This is a genomic window from Bradyrhizobium sp. 27S5 (assembly GCF_037217225.1).
GTDB classification, from domain to species: Bacteria; Pseudomonadota; Alphaproteobacteria; order Rhizobiales; family Xanthobacteraceae; genus Bradyrhizobium; species Bradyrhizobium septentrionale.
Map to the genome: position 1 here is coordinate 4049124 of NZ_CP147714.1, position 22011 is coordinate 4071134.

At 66.3% G+C, this 22011-nt stretch carries 14 protein-coding genes; 7 read left to right on the plus strand and 7 right to left on the minus strand.

Going from position 1 to position 22011, the window contains the following annotated elements; translation table 11 throughout:
• Positions 1 to 85: 85 nt before the first annotated feature.
• The 4 genes from WDM24_RS18705 to WDM24_RS18720 form a co-directional block, all read right to left on the minus strand.
• Positions 86 to 928, minus strand: coding sequence for a DUF1236 domain-containing protein (locus WDM24_RS18705; RefSeq protein ID WP_338832049.1), 843 nt, complete (start codon positions 926 to 928; stop codon positions 86 to 88).
• A 124-nt stretch (positions 929 to 1052) separates the two neighbouring features.
• Complete coding sequence (locus WDM24_RS18710) at positions 1053 to 2015, minus strand: hypothetical protein (protein ID WP_338832050.1); 963 nt, start codon at positions 2013 to 2015, stop codon at positions 1053 to 1055.
• Between the two features lie 133 nt (positions 2016 to 2148).
• On the minus strand, positions 2149 to 2916 hold the full coding sequence (locus tag WDM24_RS18715) for a DsbA family protein (protein ID WP_166204671.1): 768 nt from the start codon (positions 2914 to 2916) through the stop codon (positions 2149 to 2151).
• An 86-nt stretch (positions 2917 to 3002) separates the two neighbouring features.
• Entirely contained in the window at positions 3003 to 4424 is a 1422-nt protein-coding gene (locus tag WDM24_RS18720) for a M48 family metalloprotease (RefSeq protein ID WP_338700516.1), read from the minus strand.
• 239 nt (positions 4425 to 4663) lie between these two features.
• Between WDM24_RS18720 and WDM24_RS18725 the strand changes: the two genes are divergently transcribed.
• Both WDM24_RS18725 and WDM24_RS18730 read left to right on the plus strand, forming a co-directional pair.
• Positions 4664 to 5851 carry a pyridoxal phosphate-dependent aminotransferase gene (locus WDM24_RS18725; protein WP_338700518.1) on the plus strand — a complete coding sequence of 396 codons (1188 nt, stop codon included), beginning with the start codon at positions 4664 to 4666 and terminating at the stop codon, positions 5849 to 5851.
• A gap of 194 nt (positions 5852 to 6045) precedes the next feature.
• Positions 6046 to 7377 carry a dicarboxylate/amino acid:cation symporter gene (locus WDM24_RS18730; RefSeq protein ID WP_165123431.1) on the plus strand — a complete coding sequence of 444 codons (1332 nt, stop codon included), beginning with the start codon at positions 6046 to 6048 and terminating at the stop codon, positions 7375 to 7377.
• Positions 7378 to 7390: 13 nt separating this feature from the next.
• Here WDM24_RS18730 and WDM24_RS18735 read toward each other — a convergent pair whose 3' ends face one another.
• Both WDM24_RS18735 and WDM24_RS18740 read right to left on the minus strand, forming a co-directional pair.
• The gene (locus tag WDM24_RS18735; RefSeq protein WP_166294890.1) at positions 7391 to 8623 is read right to left on the minus strand and encodes an NAD(P)/FAD-dependent oxidoreductase; all 1233 of its coding nucleotides are present in this window, start codon (positions 8621 to 8623) and stop codon (positions 7391 to 7393) included.
• Positions 8624 to 8729: 106 nt separating this feature from the next.
• Positions 8730 to 11930, minus strand: a complete 3201-nt coding sequence (locus tag WDM24_RS18740; protein WP_338832051.1) for an Rne/Rng family ribonuclease — start codon at positions 11928 to 11930, stop codon at positions 8730 to 8732.
• 705 nt (positions 11931 to 12635) lie between these two features.
• On the opposite strand from WDM24_RS18740, the gene WDM24_RS18745 reads away from it, so the two are divergent.
• The 5 genes from WDM24_RS18745 (at position 12636) to WDM24_RS18765 (ending at position 19876) form a co-directional block, all read left to right on the plus strand.
• Positions 12636 to 13973 carry an N-acetylmuramoyl-L-alanine amidase gene (locus tag WDM24_RS18745; protein ID WP_338832052.1) on the plus strand — a complete coding sequence of 446 codons (1338 nt, stop codon included), beginning with the start codon at positions 12636 to 12638 and terminating at the stop codon, positions 13971 to 13973.
• A gap of 279 nt (positions 13974 to 14252) precedes the next feature.
• Positions 14253 to 16754, plus strand: a complete 2502-nt coding sequence (locus tag WDM24_RS18750; protein WP_338832053.1) for a penicillin-binding protein 1A — start codon at positions 14253 to 14255, stop codon at positions 16752 to 16754.
• 97 nt (positions 16755 to 16851) lie between these two features.
• A protein-coding gene (gene prfB / locus WDM24_RS18755) for a peptide chain release factor 2 (protein WP_166204679.1) occupies positions 16852 to 17983 on the plus strand; the annotation gives its coding sequence in 2 pieces (ribosomal slippage) (positions 16852 to 16920 and positions 16922 to 17983; 1131 coding nt in all).
• A 3-nt stretch (positions 17984 to 17986) separates the two neighbouring features.
• Positions 17987 to 18856: an NAD(P)-dependent oxidoreductase gene (locus WDM24_RS18760; RefSeq protein ID WP_338832054.1), complete on the plus strand. Its 870-nt coding sequence runs from the start codon at positions 17987 to 17989 to the stop codon at positions 18854 to 18856.
• A gap of 84 nt (positions 18857 to 18940) precedes the next feature.
• On the plus strand, positions 18941 to 19876 hold the full coding sequence (locus WDM24_RS18765; RefSeq protein ID WP_338832055.1) for a DMT family transporter: 936 nt from the start codon (positions 18941 to 18943) through the stop codon (positions 19874 to 19876).
• Here WDM24_RS18765 and WDM24_RS18770 read toward each other — a convergent pair.
• Entirely contained in the window at positions 19836 to 21989 is a 2154-nt protein-coding gene (locus tag WDM24_RS18770; RefSeq protein ID WP_338832056.1) for a carbamoyltransferase C-terminal domain-containing protein, read from the minus strand. The genes WDM24_RS18765 and WDM24_RS18770 overlap by 41 nt on opposite strands.
• Between the last annotated feature and the right edge of the window lie 22 nt (positions 21990 to 22011).

The following is a 22011-nucleotide window of genomic DNA, read 5'->3' on the forward strand; positions in this document are numbered from 1 at the left end:
GTGCCCAGACGCAAAACCCCGCCCCGAAGGGGCGGGGTCGAGAATGGGCGAGGGCCCTTGATGGTGCCCTCGCACCGAGGCCGGCTTAGCCCTCGATAATGTAGACGATCTCGTGGGTCTCCGGCTGCACGATGATGTAGCGGCCGTGGACCAGGATGAACTCGTAACCGCGCCACTGCGGATAGATCGTCACCACCCGCTCCGGCACCGGGTAGAAGCGAACGTCGGCTGGGACGCGGGTGCCGACCGCCACGTTGAAGTTCACGTTGGTGACCTCAGTGACGTGCTCCGACTTGATCGCGGTCGTGATCTGGGTGCGCTTCTCGGCCGGCGGAGCCGCGGTGGCCGACGTTGCCGCGTTGCCAGTCGTGGTCTGCGTGCGGCTGGTGTCGTTGGTCTGCGCGCGGTTGGTGTCGGTCGGGCTCTTGGTCTGAGCGTTCTGGTTGGTCGTGGCGCCGCTCTTGTCGCGGCTGTCGGCGGCGTTGCTGCGATCGCGGCCGTCACGGCTTTCCGCGTTCATCTTGCCGCTCTTGTCATGCTCCTCGGCCTTCATGTTGCCGCTCTTGTCGCGGCCCTCGGCCTTCATGTCTTTGGAGCCCTTGGTCGCGTCGTTCTCGGAGCTCATGCTCTTCGACTTCTGCGTGTTGTCCTGCGCACCCTTGGTGGCGGGGCCGGACTTGTCGGACTCCGCACCCTTCGTGCTCGGAGATTCACCGGTCGTGGAATGCTCGGAACCCTTCATGCCGCCCGTATCACGCTGCATCGTGCCCGATGACGCGCCACCGGACGGTGCGCCGTGTTGCGTGGTCGCGCCAGCGCCGGCCGCCGGCGAATCCTTGCCGGCGCCACCTGCGCCCTGTGCATTCGCAAAGCCGGTGCCGGCGATCAAAGCCGCCGTAGCGACCGAAATCAGAAAGCGGTTAGACATCGTATTCCTCCTCAAGTGAAAGCATTGCCCGCGCCGACAACGGGGGAGGATGTGCGATGTTCCTGTTGATTTGCGGTTCCCCGCGGTTTGTTTGTTGTGTGAATGCGCGATGAACGCGCACGCTTCAACCGCAGGCCCAGTCGAACTCCATGCTCGCAAGATCGAGCTGGCCGTTGCCGCCGCCGAAATTGAAACCGCCGAAATGCTCCTCGATCTCGAGATAGGTCGCGCTGAATTTCGGCGTCCATTGATTCGGAAACATCGTGCCGCCGAGATGGTTGCGGCCGTGCAACCGCTCGAGGCCGCGCGCTTTGCCATCTTCGCCGTACGGCGCGATGTAGTCGCCGAGCGCGCCCTTGTGCAGCAGATGGTCGCGCGGCGGCTTGCCGACATTGGGATCGCCGTCGCGCGGCGCAAGCGCAATGCCGTAGGCGTGGTGCCCGGTCTCGGGGACACGGCCGAACAGGCGGTACCAGTATCTCTTCTCCAGTTCGTCGACGCTGGTGGTGCGGCCGACCTGCGCATCGAACGCCGTGCGTGCCGCGCCCTTCTCGAGCCAGCGCGGTGGCGCATTGGCTTCCAGCAATGGATTGCCAGCCAGCTCCGGCGGCCGGCACAGCGGCCCCATGAACTCGGCATCCGTGAGCCAGATCGCCGCGAAATTGTGGTCGATGATGTCCTTCATCCGAAACTCCATCGGATGACGGTTCTGCCGATAGGCGAAGTACGGCAGCAAATGGCGATCGGCCGGACGCTCGATCGTCTCCGCCGCGAGATATTGCGCGACCGCATCGATCTCGACGGGTTCGTCATATTGCTGGTCGGCGAACATCGCGAGCGCAGCATAGGCGTCGCCCTTGGTGCGATATTGCACGGGAATGCGCAGCGTGAAGCAGTGCTGCATCGGAAAGCCGTCATGTGGACTGAGCGGCCATTGCTCGGTGCGAATGCCTGGCGGCAGGCCGTAGCACCAGCCGTGATCGTGTTCGGTGCCGCGCGGCGGCGCCGTCTTCAGCAGCGTGAGGTCGTAGCCAAGGGTTGGTCGAGCAAGAGTTGGTGGAGCAAGGGTTGGCGGGGCCAAGGGCATCGCGCGGCCTTCGTTGTTGGTGACGGCCCTTGGTTGCGGCGAGCGCCGAGGTGGTTCGGTGCCGGCAATAAAAAAAATCCGGCTGCCTGGCAGCCGGATTTCGTTGAGCGAATGAGCGTCGGCGAAAGCGCGATCAGCAGGTCGCCTTGCCGCAGCGGGCGATGCCGATCTTCTCCTTGAGATTGTCGACGCCGACGGCGCCGATCACGACCTGCTTGCCGATCACGTAGCTCGGCGTGCCGTTCATGCCCATGGATTCGGCGAGGCGGAAGTTCTCCTCGATGGTCGCCTTCACTTCGGGGCTTGCCATGTCCTTCTCGAGCTTGGTCATGTCGAGGCCGACCTCCTTGGCAACCGCCAGCGCGCGCGCCTTGTCGGCGGCACCGCGGCCGCCCAATAGCTTCTGGTGGAAGTCGAGATACTTCTTGCCGGTCGGATCCTGCATGCGCACGGCGACCGCGACCTGCGCGGCCTCGACCGAGCCCTGGCTCAGCACCGGGAATTCCTTCAGCACGACCTTCAGCTTCGGATCCGCCTTCATCAGGTCCATCATGTCGGACATCGCGCGCTTGCAGTAGCCGCAATTGTAATCGAAGAACTCGACGAAGGTGACGTCGCCGTCCTTGTTGCCGAGGAAGACGCCGCGCGGCGAGTTGAAGATGGTGTCGGCGTTCTTGGCGACGCTCTGTTCATGCTTCTCGGCTTCGGCGGCGGCCTGCCGCTTGCTCAGCTCGTTCATCGCCTCCTCGAGCACCTCGGGGTGCGCGATCAGATAGTTGCGCACGATGGTCTCGATGTCGCCGCGCTGGGTGTCGTTGAAGCTCTGCGCGGACGCCGACAGCGGCGCGGCACAGATGCCGAGCGCGAGCAGGGCAGGGGCAAGAAAACGAAGCGCTGGCATGACAAAATCCTTGTTCGAGGTGGCCCAAAATGCGGCGGGGCCGTGAGCCGGTTTCGGTGATCGTTGTATCGAACTACGGTTTATTTCTAGTTGTTTTTCTGACCCGGCATGGGCTTGGCGCTCACAATGTCGTCAGCTTTGACCCAGCCGGGCGTGCCGATCGCGAACCGCGTCTTGGCGCGCGACGCCAGCTCGCGGGCGGTCTTGTTGTCGCCGCGGAGGTAGGCTGCCTGTGCCGAGGCGAGGTCGGCCTGGGCATAGTCGCCCTTGCGGCCATAGGCCATCGCGAGCTGGGTATAGCCGAGCGGCGCCTCGGGCTCGCGCGCCACCGCGGCGCGCAGCATGTTGATCGCATCGTCGGTGTAGGCCTTGTTGTCCGAAGCAACCAGGGCCTGACCGAGCAGCATCTCGATCAGCGGTGAGCTGCCGGAGAGTTGCACCGCGCGGCGCAGCGGCGCGATCGCCTCACTGGGCCGGCCGCCTTCGAGCAGCGCCTGACCGCGCAATTCGTAGAAATAGGGATTGTTCGGCTGCACCTGGATCAAGCCGTCGATCTGCGCGATCGCCGAACGCAGATCGCCGTGCAGATAGGTCGTGATCGCGCGCGCATAGCGCGCCGGCAGGCTGGTGTTGGACAGCGGATAGCGGCGGTAGACCGTGTCCTGCCGCTCCATGAAGCCCGAGATCTTGGCGCGCATCATGTCGTGACGCAGCTGCAGCGCCGGATCGTCCTTCTTGTCCCAATAGGGGCTCGAGCGCGCCAGTTCCTCCAGCGCCGAGACGCGATCGACCGGCATCGGGTGCGATTGCAGATAGGGGTCGGCACCACGCGAGGCGAACAGGCTCTCATCGGTGAAGCGCTTGAACGTCTCGTACATGCCCCGGGCCGACTGGCCGGTCGCGGTCAGGAATCTGACGCCGGCGCGGTCGGCGTTTTCTTCCTGCTGGCGCTGATAGGACAGCAGCGTGCGCTGAATGACCGACTGCGGCGCCGAGATCGCGGCGGCACCGGCGCTGGAGAGGCCGCTGCCACCGCCGCCGCCCGCTGCACCTGCGGCCAGCGCGCCGACGCCGAGCAGCATCGCAATGATCATCTGGGTCTGCGCCTGCGCCAGCTGCTCGCGCATTTTGGCGAGATGGCCGCCGGCCAGATGGCCGGTCTCATGCGCCAGCACGCCGATGATCTGGTTCGGCGTCTCCGATTGCAGCAGCGCGCCGTAATTGACGAAGATGCGGCGGCCGTCGGCGACGAAGGCGTTGAACGAGCTTTCGTTGATGATCACGATCTGGATGTTCTGCTTCTCCAGACCGGCGGCGCGCAGGATCGGCCGCGTATATTCGCGCAGCAGCTGCTCGGACTCGGTGTCGCGCAGCACCGGCGGGCCCTTCTGCTGGGCCCGCGCAGGGACGGCGGGACCAATCGCGAGCGCGACCGCAGTCAGCAATGCGGTCAGCTTGGATGCAGTCGGCTGGAAGGTTCTGGTGCGAAGCGCGAGGCGAAACAGCATGGGCGATCTATCGGCGATGGCTGGCCGCGCCGGGGCGAAGCCCGGTTCCGGGCCCGACCGGATCAGGCGCGTGGCGCAGTCTGTTGTTTTTGCAGTTCTTCTTCACGCGAACCGGGTATGCACTTGGCCTATTCACTTGGCCTGAAAACGTTATAAGGAGCCACCGAATGCGGCCAGTCTGGGGCGGTAGAAGGTGCGGGAACCTGAATTCGGCAGCGGCCGTGCAATAGCAGAAATCCATGCGTGAAGCGACAGCGAGAGACCGTGTGAGCAGCCTTTTGACAGCGTCCGGCCGGAGCGATGTTCCGCCGTTCATGGTGATGGACGTGATGGCGGCCGCCGCGCGAATCGAGGCGGCGGGCGGCCATGTCATCCACATGGAGGTGGGGCAGCCCGCCGAGGGTGCGCCGAAGCCGGCGATCGCCGCCGCGCAGGCCGCGCTCGCCGGCGGGCGGATCGACTACACCTCCGCGCTCGGCATCCCCTCGCTGCGCGCGCGCATCGCCCGGCATTACCGCGACACGTATGGCTGCGCGATTGCGCCCGACCGGATCATCGTTACCACCGGCTCGTCGGGAGGATTCATCCTGGCGTTTCTTGCGATGTTCGAGCCGGGCGACCGGGTTGCGGTCACCGTGCCGGGCTATCCGCCGTACCGGCACATCCTGACCGCGCTCGGCTGCGAGCCGGTGCTGATCGAAACCTCCGGCGACACCCGCCATGCGCTGACCGGGGAGGCGCTGCTCGCCGCCCATCGCAAGGCGCCGCTGAAGGGCGTGCTGGTCGGCAGTCCCGCCAACCCGACCGGCACCATGATGTCGCGAGAGGCGCTGTCGAGCCTGATGGCGGCCGCCGACAGCGCCGGCATCCGCTTCATCTCCGACGAGATCTATCACGGCCTCGACTACGCATTTCCGGCGGTGACGGCCGCGGAGCTGTCGCCGAACGCGCTGGTGATCAACTCGTTCTCGAAATACTTCTGCATGACCGGCTGGCGCGTCGGCTGGATGGTGGTGCCCGACGTGCTGGTGCGGCCGATCGAACGGCTGCAGCAGAACCTGTCGATCTCGGTGCCGACCTTGTCGCAGATCGCTGCCGAAGCGGCCTTCGAAGGCCGCGAAGAGATGGAGGCGATCAAGCGCGGCTATCAGGAAAACCGCCGCATCCTGATCGAGGGCCTGCCGAAGGCCGGGCTGACCAAATTCCTGCCCGCCGACGGCGCGTTCTATCTCTATGCCGACGTCTCCGACTTCACCTCCGACAGTTTCGCCTTCGCCAGCGAGATGCTGGAGAAGGCGCATGTCGCGGCGACCCCCGGCGTCGACTTCGATCCGATCCACGGCCGCGCCTTCATCCGTTTTTCCTATGCGCGCTCGGCGGCGGAGATGCAGGAAGCGGTTGCGCGGATCGCGCGTTGGCTTAAATAGCCCGCAAACTTCAAGAGCCTTCCGGAGTTCGTCTTGTCAGCCAGATCGGTCTTGCAGCCCGGCGCCATGATTTCGGCTGCGCGGTGCGCGGCAGATCGTCGCGGATAAGCGGCAGCGCACACACAGTTTCCAGTTTGACTTCAACCGCCAAGTTGATCTTGGCTATTTCCGCCACTTCTGAGGGGGAGTGACACATGGCAACGACAACCGTTGCCACGGCTGCGCCGGCGAGCGCCGGCAAGCCGTGGTACAAGATTCTCTATGTCCAGGTCCTGATCGCGATCGTGCTCGGCGCGCTGGTCGGCGCGTTCTGGCCGAGCCTTGCCACCAACGAGTGGATCAAGGCGCTCGGCGACGGCTTCATCAAGCTGATCAAGATGGTGATCGCGCCGATCATCTTCTGCACCGTGGTGTCGGGCATTGCCCATATCCAGGATGCCAAGAAGGTAGGCCGCATCGGCGTCAAGGCGCTGGTCTATTTCGAGGTGGTCTCGACCTTCGCGCTGGTGCTCGGCTTGCTGGTTGGCAATCTGGTCAGGCCGGGCGCAGGCTTTGGCAATGCGGCGGCGAACGCGCAGGCGGTTGCCGGCTATGCCAAGCAGGCGGAGGCGCAGAAGAGCGTCGACTTCGTGCTGCATATCATTCCGGACACCGTGGTGGGCGCATTCGCGCAGGGCGAGATCCTGCAGGTGCTGCTGTTCTCGGTGCTGTTCGGCTTCGCGCTCATGGGGCTGGGCGAGCGCGGCCACACCATCCGCTCGTTCATCGACGACGCCGCGCATGCGGTGTTCGGCGTGATCTCGATCGTGATGCGGGCGGCGCCGATCGGCGCGTTCGGCGCGATGGCCTTCACCATCGGCAAGTTCGGCACCGGCGCCATCCTCAACCTGATGGGGCTGATCGCGACGTTCTATCTGACCGCGGCGCTGTTCGTGTTCGTGGTGCTCGGCTTCATCGCGCGGACCGCCGGGTTCTCCATCTTCAAGTTCCTGGCCTATATCAAGGACGAGCTGTTGATCGTGCTCGGCACCTCGTCGTCCGAAAGCGCGCTGCCGTCATTGATGGAGAAGCTCGAACGGCTCGGCTGCTCGAAGTCGGTCGTCGGCCTCGTGGTGCCCACGGGCTACTCGTTCAACCTCGACGGCACCAACATCTACATGACGCTGGCGACGTTGTTCATCGCGCAGGCGCTCGGCTTCGATCTCAGCTTCGGCCAGCAGCTCACGATCCTGATCGTGGCGATGCTGACCTCGAAGGGCGCCTCCGGCATCACCGGCGCGGGCTTCATCACGCTGGCGGCGACGCTGGCGGTGGTCGATCCGCGGCTGGTGCCGGGCATGGCGATCGTGCTCGGCATCGACAAGTTCATGAGCGAGTGCCGCGCGCTGACCAATCTGTGCGGCAACGGCGTCGCCTGCGTGATCGTCGCCTGGTGGGAGGGCGAGCTTGACCGCGACAAGCTCAACGCCAACCTCGCCCGGCAGATCGATCCGACCGACCTGGAGACCGCGCTGACAACCGATTAATTCGCGTCCGGAATCAGAACCGGTCAAGCCGATACGGCGAGGTGTTCACCGAGGATGCCTCGCCGTTCATCGTTTCGGCCAGCACGCGCGCCGTCGCCGGGCCGAGCGTAAAACCCTGATGGCCGTGGCCGAAATTCACCCACAGCCCGCGATGGCGCGGCGCTGGCCCGAGCACCGGCAGCATGTCGGTGGTGCAGGGGCGGGTGCCGAACCAGGGCTCGGGCTCGACGCGGCTGCCGATCTCGAGCAATTGCCGCGCCGCAGCTTCGGCGTGGCCAAGCTGGATCGGCGTGGCCGGCGCGTCCGGACTGGTCAGCTCCGCGCCGGTGGTGATGCGGATTCCCTTCGCCATCGGCGCCATCGCGTAGCCATTCGCGGTATCGACGAGCGGTAGGTCGAGCGATCGGCCGCCCTGGTAATGCATATGGTAGCCGCGCTTGCGCACCAGCGGGATCCGGTAGCCGAACTTGCGTAGCAATTGCGGTGACCACGGCCCGAGCGTGACCACGACGTGGGCGGCATCGATCCGGCCGCCATCGGTGTCGACCGACCAGCCGGACGCGGTCTCGGTCAGCGTCTGCGCGTCACCGCGCAGCAGCGTGCCGCCGAGGCGTTCGAACAATCCGGCATAGGCCGAGACGAGACCGCCGGGGTCCGACACGGTCCACGGCTCGAGCCAGTGAATGGCGCCGGGCAGGTCGTCGCGCAGCAGAGGCTCCGCCCTGGCGAGCTCGCCGCCATCAAGCACGCGAAACTTCACGCCGAAGTCGCGCTGGTTCTCTTCGGCGACTGCGATCGCTTGCTCCAGCGCTGCCGGGTCGCGATGCAGCAGGCGATAGCCGGCGCGGCGGATCAGATTGTCGGCATGCGCCTCGCGGATCAGCGTGTCGTGCTCGGCAGTGGCGTGGGCGATCAGGCGCGCCCAGGCGATGGTGGCCTCGCGGTGCCGCTCGGGCGTCGAGTTCCACCAGTAGCGCAGCAGCGGACCCGCGTGCTGCGGCAGCGACGCCAGCCGATAGCGTACGTCGTTGGTGCGTCCCATCGCGATCCGGGCGAGTGTGGCGGGATCGCGCGGCATCGGATAGGGCCGCACGGCCTCGCTTTGAATGATCCCGGCGTTGCCGTAGCTGGTTTCGCGGCCCGGTTCCTTGCGGTCGACGAGCGTAACCGCCCAGCCGCGCCGCTGCAGATGCAGCGCCGTGCTGACGCCCACCATGCCGCCGCCAAGAACGATCGCGCTTTGCATTGGAATCCGTCTCCGTCAGGCTCCGTCACGCCGGCGCCTGACGAACGGTTTGCCTGTCCAATAAAAACGCCCGGCGTGAACCGGGCGTTTTGACTTCCAGGGAGCGCTAGTTGCCTCCGCCGCCGAAGCGGCGCGACCACCAGCCCTTGCGGGTCGGAGCCTCGGCCGTAGCGGCCGGCGCCGCCTCCTGGGCAACGGCTGCGGGCTCAGGGGCAGCTTCCTCAGCTGGGCTCTGAGCCAGCGCGTGCGCTGGTGTTTCAGGCTGCGGGCTCGACGCGAAGCTGACCTTTTCGCGCACCGTCGAACGGCGCCGCTGCGCGCGGTCGCTTTCGGCGGCCGTGTCGTCGGCGGCCGCGGCAGCAGCCTCCGGCGCGGGCGTGGCAACGGCCTCGACAGGTGCAGCCTCGATCGGCTGCCATTCCTGCGGCTGGGCGAACAGCTCGGGCTGCGCGAGCGTGGGGGCCGGCTCCGCGTCATGACTATCGAAATCGGCGACCGCGTCGGCGGCTTCCGGCGCTGCGGCAGGGCTCAGCTCGTCGGCGATCGATCCCGCGAGACCGTCATCCGGTCCGCTGCCGCGCCGGCGGCGGCCGCCACGACGTCCGCGGCGGCGCGGGCGGCGATCGCCGTTGCCGGCCTCACTTGCGGACTGGTCATCGCGGGCCGCGCCCTGCGCTTCGTCGCCTTCGTCCTCGTCGCCTTCGGCATCCTGCGCGGCAACCGCCTCGGTGCCTTCGGGCAGGACATGCATCAGATCGCCGTCCTCGCGCGGCTGCGGAGCGCCCTCGCGCGCTTCGTTGGCACCACCGCGGCCGCGGCGCCGGCGGCGGCGCTTGCGGCGCTGACCGTCACCTTCGCCCTCGGCGGCAGAGGCTTCCTCGCCGGCGGCCTGCTCGTCGGCAAGGCCTTCGGTCTCGTCGGTCTCGACCTCGTATTCGAACAGCTCTTCCTCGTCATCGGCCTCATCGGCCTGGGCCGGCGCGGCGGCGGCTTGCGCAGCCAGCAGCGCCTTGGCGGCCTCGAGCGTATGCACCTGCTCGCCGCGATCGATGATGTAGGATTGCTGGCCGTGCACCGTGGCGTCCGCCACGATCGACAGCGAGACCCGGAAGGAGTCTTCGAGGTCGCGCAGATGGCCGCGCTTGTGGTTGAGCACGTAGAGCGCGACGTCGGTACGGGTGCGGACCACCAGATTGTGGGTCGCGCCCTTCATCAGGATTTCCTCGATGCCGCGCAAGAGCTGCAGCGCCACCGACGAGACCGAACGGACGTGACCGCTTCCGCCGCATTGCGGGCAGGGCTCGGTCGAGCTTTCGAGCACGCTGGCGCGGATGCGCTGGCGCGACATTTCCAGCAGGCCGAAATGCGAGATGCGGCCGACCTGGATCCGCGCACGGTCCTGGCGCAGGCAGTCGGACAGCTTGCGCTCGACCGCGCGGTTATTGCGCTTCTCGTCCATGTCGATGAAGTCGATGACGATCAGGCCGGCGAGATCGCGCAGACGCAATTGACGCGCGACTTCTTCCGCCGCTTCCAGATTGGTCTTGAGCGCGGTGTCCTCGATATGGTGCTCGCGCGTGGCGCGGCCGGAGTTGACGTCGATCGAGACCAGCGCCTCGGTCTGGTTGATGACGATGTAGCCGCCGGAGCGCAGTTGCACGGTCGGCGAGAACATCGCGTCGAGTTGGCTTTCGACGCCCATGCGCGAGAACAGCGGTTGGCCGTCGCGATACTGCTTCACGGCGCGCACATTGGCCGGCATCAGCATCTTCATGAAATCGCGCGCTTCGCGGTAGCCGGCTTCGCCCGCCACCTGGATCTCGTCGATCTCCTTGTTGTAGAGGTCGCGCAGCGAGCGCTTGATCAGCGAGCCTTCCTCGTAGACCAGCGTCGGCGCCTGCGACTTCAGCGTCAGGTCGCGCACCGTTTCCCACATCCGGATCAGGTACTCGAAGTCGCGCTTGATCTCCGGCTTGCTGCGGGAGGCGCCGGCGGTGCGCAGGATGATCCCCATGCCCTCGGGCACGTCGAGATCCTGCACCACTTCCTTGAGCCGCGAGCGGTCCTGCGCGGAGGTGATCTTGCGGCTGATGCCGCCGCCGCGCGCGGTGTTGGGCATCAGCACGGCATAGCGACCGGCGAGCGACAGATAGGTGGTCAGCGCGGCGCCCTTGTTGCCGCGCTCTTCCTTGACGACCTGCACCAGCATCACCTGCCGGCGCTTGATCACTTCCTGGATCTTGTACTGGCGGCGCGGGCGGAACGCGCGCTCCGGAACCTCCTCGAGCACATCGTCGCCGCCGACGGACTCGACGACATCCTCTTCCTCGCCTTCCTCGCCGTCGTCCTCGTCATCATCTTCGCCGGCCTCGTCGCCGTGCCGGGCCTCGGACGCGGTCACATCCGCCAACGGGGCGTATTCGGCGCCCGCGTGCTCATCCGCGGTGGGGTGAACTTCGCCCGCAGCGATATGCGGAGCGTCGTCGGCATGCGCGGCGTTCTCTTCGACCTGTTCCTGATGGGCCCGGTCAGGCTCATGATTGACTTCGACCGTCTCGACGGCCTCAGGCGCGGCAGACGCGACCGAGGCTTCGACCGCCGCGACCACGGGGTCGGACTCGGCGGCCGGCGCCTCGCTCGCTGCCGGGGCGTGGTCGTGATCGTGCGCATGATCGTGGTCGTGGTGGTCGTGGTCATGATCGTCGTGACCATGAGCATCGTGATGCTCGTGATCATGGTGGTGATGCTCATGGTCCTCGTGACGGGCATGATCATGCGCATCATGCTCGTGACCTTGGTAGGCGACCACGCCATGATCGTGATGCCCGGCATCATGTTCATGATGCGCGGCATCGACGGGGTGCTCGTGAGCCTCAATGGCCGGCTGCGCCTGCGCGTCGCCAGCGCCCTCGATCACCTCGCTCTGGACGCGCTCGCCATGGCCGCGGCGACGGGCGTTGCGGTGGCGCGACCGGCGGCGATGGCCGCGGTTCTCGTGCTCTTCCTCGGCCTCGCGATGGGCGCGTTCGTCGGCTTCGATCAGCGCCTGACGGTCGGCGACCGGAATCTGGTAGTAGTCGGGATGGATTTCGCTGAAGGCCAGGAAGCCGTGCCGATTGCCGCCATACTCGATGAAGGCGGCCTGCAGCGACGGCTCTACGCGCGTGACCTTGGCGAGGTAAATGTTGCCGCGCAGCTGCTTGCGCTGGGCGGTCTCGAAATCAAACTCTTCGACGCGATTGCCACGGACCACGACGACCCGGGTCTCTTCCGGGTGGGTGGCATCGATCAACATCTTGTTGGGCATTTTGGAGCTCTTGGCGGCGGCGGGCGCGGATCATGGCGCGCGCAAATAGCGCCGCCCGGTGACGCGACGGTCCACCTGATTCGGGGGTGAGGGGAAGGCCAAAACGCGTCTCGCGGCGCAGCGCCGGACGGGAACCCACCGGGATGATCCGACGGGCGAAGCTTTCACCTCGCGTCAGCGCGATCATTCGGGGGATCCTGGTCGGCAATACAGTCTGGCGCATTAAGCGTCGGCCCGTCTAAACATGTTGGCGGCGAGAAATACCGCCGTATCTTTTGCTGAAGACCCCGCCTGGCGCCGAAGCGCCTGCCGGCCATCGCATATCGAGGCCCCAAGGGACCGGATAATCAGTTATGCCGTGTCTCAAACCGTCCCTCTGGCGAGGGAGTGTGCCTGGGACCGGACGCCGCTCGGGCTCGAATCCGCCACTCCATGTCAGCCGCGCGCGGCGCTGGCTGGGGAGGGACCGGAAAAACACGGCGGGATCTTCGATCTGGAAGGTTCCACCGCTGCACCGGGAGGCTGAACGCGACACAACCGGGAGTACTAGCCGTCAGCACCCCGTACATACGTGGATTGACCGCCGCGTGCAAGGGAAGCGTCACGCCGCCGCAACACTCGGTTCTTTTCGCCTGGGCGTCATTAGGGTGCGATTAACCGTCCGGTTCTAATGCGGTAAGAAGCAGTCGGGAGGCTCCGAATCGGGTGGCGAGCCGTGCAAATCACCTTGTTTTTCTGGGATGCGGGCTGTTGTGCACCGCAGCATTGGTGTTTGCTGTAGCCAGCGCTCCGAGCGCCGCCGAGGGACCGCAGGGCGGCGCGTCTACCCCCACCGCGAGCGCCCCGGCCGCGAATGCCCCGAATTTCCCGGTCGCGTCCGGCGCCAGGCTCGCCGGCGACGACAAGCAGACCCGATTCATCCTCGACCTCGACCGCAAGATCGAGTTTCGCGCCTTTCCGCTGGCTGACCCCTACCGCGTCGTGGTCGATATCCCGCAGGTCAATTTCCAACTCGCGGCCGGTACCGGCTCGGCGGGGCGGGGACTGGTGAAGGCATTCCGCTATGGGCTCGTGATGCCGGGCGGCTCGCGAATCGTGTTCGACCTGGCCGGGCCGGTGAAGATCGCCAATTCTTACGTGCTCGATGCCGCCAATGGCCAGCCGCCGCGGCTGGTGCTGGACTTCGAAGCGGTCGATCGCACCGCGTTCGTGCAGTCGCTTGCGCCCGAGAGCCGGCCCGAACTGAAGCCGGCGATTTCCGATGCCAACACCAGCAGCAACACCGTCACGGTTCCGCCGGTCACAACAGCGGCGCTGCCGCCGGTCGCGGTCACCGATCCCCGTCCATTGATCGTGATCGATCCCGGTCACGGCGGTATCGACAACGGCACCCAGTCCGGCGGCGAGACGGAGAAGAATCTGGTGCTGGGCTTTGGCCTTGCCCTGCGCGACCGGATCGAGAAGTCGGGCAAGTATCGGGTGGTTATGACCCGGTCCGACGACACCTTCATTCCGCTGAATGACCGGGTGAAGATCGCCCGAACCCAGTCGGCGGCGCTGTTTGTCTCGATTCATGCCGACGCTCTGCCGCGCCGCGAAGGCGATGCCCAGGGCGCCACGATCTACACGGTGTCGGACAAGGCTTCCGACGCCGAGGCCGAACGGCTCGCCGAGGCGGAAAACAAGGCCGATGCCATCGCCGGCGTGAACCTGACGGACGAGCCGACCGAGGTCGCCGACATCCTGATCGACCTCGCGCAGCGCGAAACCAAGACCTTCTCCAACCGCTTCGCCCGTCTCCTGATGGACGAGATGAAGACCTCGGTGCGGATGCACAAGCATCCGCTCAAGTCGGCCGGTTTCCGGGTGCTGAAGGCCCCCGACGTGCCGTCCGTGCTGGTCGAGATTGGCTACGTCTCCAACAAGGGCGACCTCGAGCACCTGGTCTCCGAGACCTGGCGGAACAAGGCCGTTGGCGCCATGGCCCAGGCGATCGACGCGTTCTTCGCCAAACGGCTGGCAACCGCCGGACCGGCAAAGTGAAATTGGCCGCCTGAAAAGGCCGCTCCGTTGCCGGGAAGCCCTAGTTTGGCCACAGCGGCGACGGTATAGACAATGGACCGCAGGCCCGCAGAATCGACCATATTGTCCGGCGGCTCTTGTATATTCGCGCGCGCAAGGCGGCTCGCTGGGCCAAGGCTTCGTTGTGTAAGGCCTCGTTGTTTGAGCCTTCGTTGTGCGAGGCTTTGTTTGAGGCTTTCGCTCTTTTGGACAGGCGCTCCCGACGACTGAGCGCCGGAGGGTAGGAACGGAACGTCGATAATGCGCCTGCTCGTGCGGTTCATGGGTTTCTTGTTCGCCGCTGGAACCGTTGTGTTCCTGGTTGGTGTCGCCGCCGTCGCCGGCGCGATCTGGCATTTCTCCAAGGATCTGCCCGACTACTCGCAGCTCCAGGATTACGAGCCGCCGGTGATGACCCGCGTGCATGCCTCCGACGGCGCGCTGCTCGGCGAATACTCCAAGGAGCGCCGGCTCTATCTGCCGATCCAGGCGGTGCCGAAGCTCGTGATCAACGCGTTCCTCGCCGCCGAGGACAAGAACTTCTACGAGCACGGCGGCATCGACTATCAGGGCATGGCGCGCGCCGCCGTTCTCTATGCGCAGAACTACGGCTCGAACCGCCGCCCGCAGGGCGCCTCCACCATCACCCAGCAGGTCGCGAAGAACTTCCTGCTCACCAACGAAGTGTCGTTCGCCCGCAAGATCAAGGAAGCCTTGCTGGCGATGCGCATTGAGCGCGCCTATTCCAAGGACCGCATCCTCGAACTTTATCTCAACGAAATCTATCTCGGGCTCGGCGCCTACGGCATCGCGGCGGCGTCGCTGGTCTATTTCGACAAGTCGGTCAACGAGCTGACGATCGCGGAGGCGTCCTATCTCGCCGCGCTGCCGAAGGCACCGGCTGCATTGCATCCCGTGCGCAACCGCGATCGCGCGATCGAGCGCCGCAACTATGTGATCGATCGCCTGCTCGAGAACGGCTGGATCAAGCAGGCCGACGCCGACAAGGCGCGCAAGGACCCGCTCGTCGTCACCAGCCGTTCCAACGGCGCGCATATCTTCGCCGGCGAATATTTCGCCGAGGAGGTCCGCCGCGACATCTTCGAGCGCTACGGCGAAAAGAAACTCTACGAGGGCGGGCTGTCGGTCCGCACCACGCTGGATCCCAAGATCCAGGTGATGGCGCGCAAGACCATGGTGGCGGGTCTCGTCAATTACGATGAGGCGCAGGGCTGGCGCGGTGCGCTCCACAAGCTCGATGTGTCGGGCGACTGGGGCGTCAAGCTTGCCGACGTCAAATCGCTCTCCGACATCTCGCCATGGCGGATGGCCGTGGTGCTGGAGACCAGCGACCAGTCGGCGCGGATCGGCTTCCAGCCGGGCCGCGAGCTCGGTGGCGCGGTCAGCAAGGAGCGGCAGACCGGCATCATCACGATGGATGGGGTGCGCTGGGCCAAGGCCAAGGGCAAGGCGCCGACGGCGGTTTCGCAGGTGCTGCAGCCGGGCGACGTGATCTATGCCGATCCGCTGGTGACCAAGGAGGGCACGGCGGTCGAAGGCCAGTACCGCCTGCGGCAATTGCCCGAAGTCTCCGGCGCGATGGTGGCGATGGATCCGTGGACCGGCCGCGTGCTCGCGATGGTCGGCGGCTTCTCGTTCGACCAGAGCCAGTTCAACCGCGCGACGCAGGCCTACCGGCAGCCCGGATCGTCGTTCAAGCCCATCGTGTACTCGTCGGCGCTGGACAACGGCTACACGCCGTCGACCACCGTGATCGATGCGCCGATCGAGATCGATCAGGGGCAGGGCGGGGGCGTGTGGCGTCCGGAGAACTATTCGACCGGCAAGTATTATGGGCCGACCACGCTGCGCAACGCGCTGCAGCGCTCGCTCAACACCGTGACGGTGCGGCTCGCGCAGGACATCGGCATGCCGCTGGTCGGCGAATACGCCAAGCGGTTCGGCGTCTATGACGAATTGCCGAACTATCTGTCGTATGCGCTGGGTGCCGGTGAAACGACCGTCATGCGCATGGTTACCGCGTATTCGATGTTCGCCAATGGCGGCCGTCGGGTGAAGCCGACGCTGATCGATCGCATCCAGGACCGCTACGGCCACACCATCTTCAAGCACGACACCCGCGAATGCCGCGGCTGCGACGCGCCCGCTGGCTGGAAGAGCCAGCCCGAGCCGCAGCTCGTCGACCGCCGCGAGCAGGTGCTCGATCCGATGACCGCCTACCAGATCACCGAGATGATGGAAGGCGTGGTCCAGCGCGGCACCGCCACCGTCGTCAAGGAGGTCGGCAAGCCGATCGCCGGCAAGACCGGCACCACCAACGACGAGAAGGACGTCTGGTTCGTCGGCTTCTCGCCGGATCTCGCGGTCGGCGTCTATATGGGCTACGACAAGCCGCGCAATCTGGGCCGCGCAGCCACCGGCGGCCACGTCGCGGCACCAATCGCCCGCGACTTCCTCAAGCTTGCGCTCGCCGACAAGCCGCCGACGCCGTTCAAGGTTCCCGCCGGCATCAAGCTGATCCGCGTCGACGCCAAGTCCGGCATGCGGGCCGGCCCCGGCGATAGCGGCAACACCATCCTCGAGGCCTTCAAGCCGGGCACCGCGCCGCCGGACAACTACTCGGTCATCGGTGTCGCCGATGCCGACGGCCGTGGCCCCGGTCCCGGCCCCCAGCCGTCGCAGAGTGGTGGACAGCCGGATGGCGGCTTCTTTATGCGTCCGGGAACCGGCGGGCTGTATTAATCGGCTTCGTGCCCAAATCGCCGGGATAACCCGATTGCGCTTTGCCGCGCCGGCCGCTACATCCCCGGCAAGCTTTTTTGCCAACACCTGAAAGACCATGCGCGCGGAAATCGAACGCCTTGTTGAAGAGATCAAGCAGTCAGTCGGGCTGCTGAGGAGGCATCTTTGACGTCGATCAATCGACGGCACGCCTCGCTGAGCTGAACAAGCTCGCAGAAGACCCCAATCTCTGGAACGATCCCCAGAAGGCCCAGCGGCTGATGCAGGAGCGGACCTCATTGGAGGACGCGCTCTCTGGAATCGGCAAGGTCGAGCGCGAGCTCGAGGATCAGGTCGGCATGATCGAGCTCGGCGAGGCCGAGAACGATGCGGCCGTGGTCGCCGAGGCCGAGAAGGCGCTCAAGGACCTCAAGAAGGAGGTCGCCCGGCGCGAGCTCGAGGCGCTGCTCTCGGGCGAGGCCGACAAGTTCGATTCCTATCTCGAAGTCCATGCCGGCGCAGGCGGCACCGAGAGCCAGGACTGGGCGCAGATGCTGCTGCGCATGTACACGCGCTGGGCCGAGAAGCACGGTTTCAAGATCGAGTTTCTCGAGGAGTCGCAGGGCGAAGAGGCCGGCATCAAGTCCGCCACCATCCAGATCTCCGGCCACAATGCCTATGGCTGGCTGAAGACCGAGGCCGGCGTGCATCGCCTAGTGCGGATCTCGCCATTCGACTCGAATGCGCGGCGACACACCTCGTTCTCGTCGGTGCAGATTTTCCCCGTGATCGACGACAGCATCAAGATCGAGATCAAGGAGTCCGATGTCCGCACCGACACGATGCGGTCGGGCGGCGCCGGCGGCCAGCACGTCAACAAGACCGAGTCGGCGGTGCGCCTGACGCACATCCCGACCGGCATCGCGGTGGTCTGCCAGGCCGGCCGCTCCCAGCACAAGAACCGGGCGCAGGCCTGGGACATGTTGCGCGCGCGGCTCTACGAGATGGAGCTGAAGAAGCGCGAGGAGCAGGCCGCCGCCGATCAGGCCGCCAAGACCGATATCGGCTGGGGTCACCAGATCCGCTCCTACGTGCTGCAGCCCTACCAGATGGTGAAGGATTTGCGCACCGGCGTGCAGACCTCCGACACCTCGGGCGTGCTCGACGGCGATCTCGATGAATTCATGGCGGCGACGCTGGCGCAGCGGGCCTTCGGCACCGGGCCCGGCTCCGTCGAGGATGTGGATTAGCCCATGCCGCGCGTCGCTTTCATCGGATTGGGACGCATGGGCCATGGGATGGCTGGCCGTTACCTCGATGCCGGCTTCACGGTCGCGGTGTGGAACCGCAGCAAGGCCAAGGCCGAGGATTTGATCGCGCGCGGCGCGCAGTGGGCGACCTCGCCGGAAGATGCCGCGATCGATGCCGATGCCGTCGTGACCATGGTCGCCGACGACGAGGCATCGCGCGCAGTCTGGCTGACCAAGGACGGCGCCGCCGCCACCATGAAGGCCGGCACGCTCGCGATCGAATGCTCCACGGTCTCCTACCAGCACACGCTCGACATGGCGCACGAGTTGCGCAGCCGCGGCCTGATCTACATCGATTGTCCCGTCACCGGCCTGCCGGAGGCGGCGGCTGCCGGCAAGCTGACGCTGCTGGTGGGGGCTGATCCCGCCGATCTCGAGCGGGCGCAGCCGTTCCTCACTCCGATCGGCAGCACGATCCGTCATTTCGGCGCGGTCGGCACCGGCACCGTGTTCAAGCTGATCAACAATCTGATCGGCGCAGTGCAGATCGCGAGCCTTGCCGAGGGCATTGCGATCGCCGAGCAGGCCGGTCTCGACATGCAGCTGGTGGCGGAGGCGCTCGCGACCGGCGCGATCGCGAGCCCGCAGGTGATCCGCCACTCCAGGCGGATGATCGACCGCAACTTCTCCGGCGCGTCCTTCACCGCGGCGCTGCGCCACAAGGATGCCGATTACGCCGTGCGGCTGGCCGAAGCGCTGCTGCCCGGCGTGCCGGTGAGCCGCGCCGCGCTGGGCGCCTATGACAAGGCCAAGGCCCATGCGCCCGATGCCGACGAAGGCCAGATGATCGAGATCGTGTCGCGGCCGAAATAGGCCGGGCCGCCATTCACGGAAATCGGGTGGGAATATTCGCAAGCCTGCGCTAGTCACCTGTTCGAGTGCAGGTGAGTGCCCGACATGCCTTCCACCGACAACCGCATTGATAGCCGCGACTGGGGGCTGCTGGGTCTGCTGTCGGTGCTCTGGGGTGGCTCGTTCTTCCTTAACGGCGTGATCCTGCGCGAATTGCCGCCGCTGACCCTGGTGCTGCTGCGCGTGGTGCTCGGCACAGTCCTGCTGCTGCCGCTGCTGCGGGCCGCGAAGATCGAATGGCCGCGCGGCGTGTCCGGATGGGCGCCGTTTGTCGCGATGGGGCTGTTCAACAATGTGCTGCCGTTCTCGCTGATCGTGTTCGGGCAGACCTACATTCCGAGTGGCCTCGCCTCGATCCTCAATGCGACGACGCCGCTGTTTGCGGTGGTCGTGATGGCGGCCGCCGGCGAAGAGCGGCTGCAGGCGCGCCGCGTCGCGGGCGTGGTGGTCGGCCTGATCGGGGTCGCGATCCTGCATGGCGATGCGCTCGGCTTCGAGAGCCGGCAGGGCATCGGCATCCTGCTGTGCCTCGCGGGCGCCTTCAGCTACGGCATTGCGGCGCTGGTCGGGCGGCGGCTGCCACAGCGGGTGCCGCCACTGGGCACGGCGACGTTCCAGATGATCGCATCGGCCGCGATGATGGCGCCCGTTGCCGGTGTGGTGGAGCGGCCGTGGCTGCTGCCGATGCCGCATCCGGCCACATGGCTCGCCGTGCTCGGGCTCGCGGCGCTGTCGACGGCGCTGGCCTACATCGTGTTCTTTAAGATCCTGCAGCGCTCCGGCGCGACCAATGTGATGCTGGTGACGTTGCTCATCCCGGTGACCGCGATGCTGCTCGGCACACTCGTGCTCGGCGAGCCGGTCGCGCCGCGCGAGGTGATCGGCGCGCTCGTGATCGCCAGCGCGCTGCTCCTGATCGACGGCCGCGTGCTGGGCTGGTTCAGCCGCGCGCCTGCTTCCACGCCGCATACCAGCCGGTGAAGCGTCCGCTGTCACGCTCGCCGCCGTGCCTGGCCGCGTAGGTGGTGCCGTCGTCGGCGACCAGCACCACGGCATCGAGCCCCCTGGAGCGGCGCAGCGTGTCGATCGCCTGCGCCGGCGTCTGCGCGATGGGGCCTGCGACGTTGAACGAGGTGTTGACCGACATCTCGACGCCGACATGGCGGCCGAGCGCCTTCAGATAGGCATAGGTGAGGGGATCGTCGATCTCGCGCACGATCTGGATGCGGCCGGTGCCGTCGGCATGCACCACCGCCGGAATCTTCTCACGCGCCTCCGGCTTCGAATGCGCGGTCAGCACCATGTAATTATAGGCGTTGTAGTCGCCGTCGGACGCGCCGTCTTCGAGCTCGAAATAGTCGCGCGCGGCCTGCAGCGTCGCCATCGGTGCTAGCGGCCGGATCGCCTCGCGATATTTGACGCGCTCGTTGAGCCGCTCGCGCACATGCGGGTCGCAGGGGTTGGCGAGGATCGAGCGATGGCCGAGCGCGCGCGGGCCGGTTTCGGCCGCGCCCTGGTAGATCGCGATCACGCCGCCTTGCGCCACCATGCTCGCCATCAGATCCGCGATCGCGTCGCGGCCTTGCGGCGTCGAGACGTTGCCGATCTCCATCGAGGCGACGTCGTCGTTCCTGAGCGCCGTCGTGATATCGGCGTTCGAGGGCGGCAGCCCGCAATAGAATGCGTGCGACAGCGGCGCGCCGCGCGGAGCGCCCGCCATATGGGCGAACAGCCAGGCGGCGCCGATTGGCACGCCGGGATCGCCGGGCACTGGCGGCACCCACATGTGCAGCCGCGTCTCGCGCCCCTGCGCGCGCTCGAACCAGGCTTCGTCGAAATGCTCGAGCAGACGCATGTTGCCGAGCGCGTTCAGCGCCACGCCGCCGGTCAGCACCAGGCGGTCGGTGCCGGTGATGCGCAAGAGATGATCGATGACATGGATCATCGCGTCCTCGAACACCAATTGCGTCGCGGCGGCCTTGTCGAGCCGGTCCTTGGTGTCGGGGCGATGATTGATGTCCTCGACGCGCAACACGGCGTCGGGATTCCAGATCTGGTCGGGGCGCAGCGGCGGGCCCAGGATGTCGATCAGCGGCTGATGATAGGGATTGTCGGCGGGATCGGCATACCAGTTGGCCATCGCGCGATTGAGCCGCACGGTGCCGCCCGGCCCAAGCTGCAGCACCGCCTTCAGCCGCCGGTAATACGGATTGGTGGCGCGGTTCATGTCGCCCCAGGCAGCGGCGCCCATGTAGCCGCCCTCGCTGGACAGCCAGGTCCAGCCGCCCTGGCTCGACGAGATTACGGTGTAGAAGGCGCCGAGCGAGTCGAACAGGCTCTCGTTGCAATAGAGCTGCTTCATCTCGCCGTTCTCGGCGGCATAGAGCGAGATCGAGCCGACATCGCCGGTGCCGTCAAGCACCGCGATCGCAACCCGCTCGCGCGCATCTGCGAACGGCGAGGCCGTGAACGAGTACCAGGCGTGATTGTCGTGATGCGGCATGCAGATCAGCGGCAACTGCTCGCCGAGCCCGTACATCCGGCCGAGCCGGCGTGACAGCCGCCGCACCTGATCCAGCTGCCGCAGATTGATCGCGGGCGCGATCGGGGCGCGAAGCAATTTGAGGCTCGCCGGCGCTTCCTCCAGCGAGGTGCGGATCAGCATCGCCAGCAGCGCGGGATAGTCCCATGTCGTGACGAAGGCGGCGATGTCGCCGATATCGCGGCCCATCCGCTGCAGCACCTTGCGCATGTCGTCGAGCGCATGGTGCGGAAACTCGTTGGTGTGCTTGTTGCCGGAAAAGCGCTCTTCCTCGTTGTTGACGATCAGCCGCGGTCCGTCCTTCTGGGTGACCTCGACCAGCGCAACGCCGGTGTTGTGCGTGCCGGGGCAGGCGAGACCCGCGATGTAGATGGTCTCGCCGCGTTGCAGCCGCTCGCGGATCGAGGCGATCGTGCGCTGCGCGAACTCGCCGTTGGCCTTGTGCAGGCCACGCTTCGCCAGCACAGATTCACCGAGGCGGCGCGTGATCTCATAGCCCGCGACCGCAATACGCGGATGCCGCGGACCGGTACGAATGTCCGGTTTACGCAATCAGAACGCCTCGACTCGTGAG

Bases quoted from the DNA above. Each gene is read 5' to 3' on its own strand.
- WDM24_RS18710 (WP_338832050.1), bottom strand. From the start codon at position 2,015: ATGCCCTTGGCCCCGCCAACCCTTGCTCCACCAACTCTTGCTCGACCA.
- WDM24_RS18765 (WP_338832055.1), top strand. From the start codon at position 18,941: ATGCCTTCCACCGACAACCGCATTGATAGCCGCGACTGGGGGCTGCTG.
- WDM24_RS18735 (WP_166294890.1), bottom strand. From the start codon at position 8,623: ATGCAAAGCGCGATCGTTCTTGGCGGCGGCATGGTGGGCGTCAGCACG.
- WDM24_RS18740 (WP_338832051.1), bottom strand. From the start codon at position 11,930: ATGCCCAACAAGATGTTGATCGATGCCACCCACCCGGAAGAGACCCGG.
- WDM24_RS18730 (WP_165123431.1), top strand. From the start codon at position 6,046: ATGGCAACGACAACCGTTGCCACGGCTGCGCCGGCGAGCGCCGGCAAG.
- WDM24_RS18715 (WP_166204671.1), bottom strand. From the start codon at position 2,916: ATGCCAGCGCTTCGTTTTCTTGCCCCTGCCCTGCTCGCGCTCGGCATC.
- WDM24_RS18750 (WP_338832053.1), top strand. From the start codon at position 14,253: ATGCGCCTGCTCGTGCGGTTCATGGGTTTCTTGTTCGCCGCTGGAACC.
- WDM24_RS18720 (WP_338700516.1), bottom strand. From the start codon at position 4,424: ATGCTGTTTCGCCTCGCGCTTCGCACCAGAACCTTCCAGCCGACTGCA.
- WDM24_RS18725 (WP_338700518.1), top strand. From the start codon at position 4,664: ATGCGTGAAGCGACAGCGAGAGACCGTGTGAGCAGCCTTTTGACAGCG.
- WDM24_RS18760 (WP_338832054.1), top strand. From the start codon at position 17,987: ATGCCGCGCGTCGCTTTCATCGGATTGGGACGCATGGGCCATGGGATG.
- WDM24_RS18705 (WP_338832049.1), bottom strand. From the start codon at position 928: ATGTCTAACCGCTTTCTGATTTCGGTCGCTACGGCGGCTTTGATCGCC.